This window comes from Enterovibrio nigricans DSM 22720 (genome assembly GCF_900167155.1).
Lineage (GTDB): Bacteria > Pseudomonadota > Gammaproteobacteria > Enterobacterales > Vibrionaceae > Enterovibrio > Enterovibrio nigricans.
In genome coordinates this window covers 1-3,578 of the sequence record NZ_FUXU01000163.1, presented here as the reverse complement: position 1 = coordinate 3,578, position 3,578 = coordinate 1, and the positions used below count along the sequence as shown (strand labels likewise).

The window sequence follows — 3,578 nt, the reverse complement described above, 5'->3', positions numbered from 1 at the left end:
AAAAGTGACGCCCTTTGAAATCAGTCATGCTTAATAAACGACGAGGAAGGTGACACTAGATTGCCTGAAACTTAAAACTTTGCAACGGAGCCCGAAGTGTGCCTGATTGAAAATCAGTTCACTTTTTAACTCAGGATAACCTAGGGTCTCAGCGGCCTTCTACTAACTTTGCAACGGAGCCGATTTTTTGCAACAACTCCGATTTAAGCAACAAAGCCAAGTAAAGACTCAAATCTGTAGAACTGAGTCTCTACCTTGTAGGCTTACTTACAAAATGTTTTATAAGAAGCTACTACAATGACGTGTTTTTTTCCTTATATTTCACCAATGTACAACCATTCGAGATTGGAACTTTTATCTGTAGGAAAGAAAGAGTACGCACCATCATGCTTTAACATGAATATTTCGGAGTCACCATTGTTAGGGTTTAAATAGATGAAAATATCACCACTTCTACCTTTACCATTATATACCCATTTATTTAAACCTAGGCGTTCCCAAGATTCATTTGAATCTTGAATTGTTGAAAAATTGTCGTTGTAGTTTCCTACTAATTTGTAGAGTTCGACGCTGCGAGACTCAGGGTTCATGTATTTGAAAATGTCACCAATCATAGGTACTTCATGGTACACGCCACGAGAATAAATACCAATATACTCCCATGCGTTGTTTGAGTGTTGGTTTACGGGGAAGAATGCAGTTGGATCTCCTTTTAATCTAAAAAAATCAACCGAGTGTGTGTAAGAATTACTGTAAATATAAATGTCACCTATTTGAGCCCCGTCATTTGAGCCCCAAGTCCTAACGTTTAAGTTACCTGCAGAATCTGCAAAGTAGGTCAATGCGTTCTCGTAGCTAATACTCCGTATTTCTCTTATTTTTTGACCAAGAACACTTTCAGAATCAAAAGGAATAGATGTTGCGAATAACGATTTTTTGCTTTCATTTATAACGATTTCAAAGGGTCTGTCACTGAATTTTTGATATGACTTTATCTTTGATTTTTCATCAAATATTTCAGAGTCTTGGGGAGCAACACTTAAGTCATTGAAAATTCTATTTTGGTCAAAGACGATTGGACCTGCATAACACTGAGATACGCCTTTAAATAATAACGAATAATAAATGCAATAATCGCTGGATTTTTGGATTGTCTCTGCTTTAACTAAAGATAATTTTACATCCCCACGAGGTAATATGTAAGAGGAAAGGTTGTCAATAGTCTCCATTGATTCTGTTAAATAAAACGGTGAAGTGCCACTGCCAATTTCAGCTTTGACCCAATAACCAACAGGTACAGTAGCAAATGATAGATAAGACTGTGGCCTTTGAGGTTCAGAGTCGGCTGTCAAGCAAAAAGCAGGGTGTTCTAAGTTCTCTTTGTCGGCGTAGAAACAAGAACGCGCTTCTTCATTTAAATCTACACCTAAAAGGTTAGACGTCATATGTTTATTCATTATCTCATAGGGAAATTCAGTTGTATTATAATCCGTTCTTTCTTTATCATTGAATTTTGTTAAAGCATGAAAGTTATTTGTTTTTGTGCTTGTGTCGACAAAGAAAGTCATACCATCAGAAACGCCTGGAATGTAGGCTATTACAATTTCTGATGTTGAGTTTCCAGGATTCCTGATACTTTCAGATAGTGACCAGATGCTAATACCCAACGTCAAATAGCTATCTGGGCCGTAACTTTTAATTACTTTAAGTGGGTTTTTGATTCGGATAGATGACAAGGTTTTACTTAAACCATTAACTTTTATTCCGTTCTTAAATGTTTTTATTGCATTTAATGATCCAATGTTACCGTGCAGGATTCCTTTATAGTGTCCTTTGAACCAGTTTTTCATTGACTTAGATAATTGCTTTTTCGTGATATCGTTTAATTTTTTTTGTAATACTTTAAACTTTTGTATTTCATTCAATGAAGGGTCACTAATTACAGCACTTAAAATGTCATCAAACTCAGGTTCTAAGGAGCCGCTATCAGGCAAGGTGAAGTTTGCAAACCTACTCCAAAGCTGACGAAAAACAGATAGGCTACTATTTTTGATACTTTCATCGACAGAAATGTCATCAAAGCTCGGTGAGTCTAAGCCGTAAAACATATCTCTAAGTAAGTCGACACCTACATATTGAACTTTATCTTTCTCAAAAAAATTGGCATCATCAAAGCTCTGCTCTGATGTGCCTGTAAAATGTGGATAACCGCTTAAAAGAGGGGAGTTAACAGCTATGTCGACAATGTTTGAATTTTGACTGTCCCAGACAAAGTCAGACTCATCTATTACGCTATCACCTTTTTTTATTGTAATAACAGCAGGCTCATCATATTTAAAGCACCACCTTTCATTAGATTGAGTTTGAATCGCTCCTTTAGATATAGCTAATTTTGAAAACTTATTTGGTGTTGTATTTGGGTGATCCCTTAAAACGTAATCATCCGCTGGAAGGTCAAAGTTATTAGTTTCCTCATTATAAACATTTACCGTAAACCACCATTGATCCGGCGAGTTGACGAAACCTAAGTTAGTGAGGGCACCAGAAGCATCTGCTGCAATATCAGATAATTTGTATCGACGATGAAAATATAGGCACATTCTGTCATTTTCAACAGTCGGCATGTAGCTGCTAGGCATTCCATCAGAGTTCATAAAGAACTGCCAAACACTCGTGTCTACACCAGGAGGTTTTTCTCCTTGGTCATAATAATCTTTTACCACTCCAGCTATATTTTCAGAAAACAGAGGATGTACGCTTCTTAGGCTTAATCCCATGCTGTTATTAGAGAAGTTAATCTCGGAATTATCAAAAGGTTTTCTGTTTAAAGCGTAATGATGATAATCAAATATTGAAACTGGACCTAATGGGTTTTCAGCATTTTCTATGATCCGTTGAATTTGCGGTGAACTTGAACGTTGCGACGTATCAGTATTTGTTGAAACTTGAGTGTCCATGGAGATCTGGCTGTGTGCGTTAAATGACAATGCACTCAGCAAAGCCAATCTAATCTCAATTTTATATTTCATATATAAACCATATTGTGTTAAATGTATATTATACATAAAATATTAAATATACATTTAACACAACGTGTTTTCTGAGAAACTAAAGTGTTTCTGAACGACAGGTTTGGTAGGGAGCGCGCTAACTGCTACTTATTTTCCTTTAAGCGAGCTTAAATTCTAACAATTAGGGCACTCACACTAAAATAATCAAGCTACGATTACGATAGCGCGTTCAGCAGGAAGATCCCAAGCAAAGACACAAAAAGGGGGGGTGTTGCAAAAAATCCGTAGTGATCCAAAATTGTCTCATTTCTCCCTGGCGGATAACGGATAGATGGCCAACAAGGAATTCAAATGGGAACACTTTGCCCCCATGAACTACGCTAACCTCAGCTATATGCTGCAGGAGCGAGGAATTTCGGTTAACCGTTCGACCATTTACCGTTGGTTCATTGAGTATGCCCCAGTATTACGCAAAAAATTACGCCGTTATCAGTTCTTGAAGCGATGCCTAAGCGGCTATGATATAGAGACTCAACCTAAAACGTTAAACACCGACAAGCATTCCTC

1 protein-coding gene and 1 pseudogene are annotated in these 3,578 nt (G+C 37.2%); one reads left to right on the top strand and one right to left on the bottom strand.

What is annotated here, in order from left to right:
* Window positions 1–314: 314 nt before the first annotated feature.
* Complete coding sequence (locus B5D35_RS23070) at window positions 315–3,029, bottom strand: hypothetical protein (protein ID WP_078754746.1); 2,715 nt, start codon at window positions 3,027–3,029, stop codon at window positions 315–317.
* A gap of 313 nt (window positions 3,030–3,342) precedes the next feature.
* Here B5D35_RS23070 and B5D35_RS23065 point away from each other — a divergent pair.
* Window positions 3,343–3,578, top strand: a pseudogene (locus B5D35_RS23065) (IS6 family transposase); the annotation flags it as partial.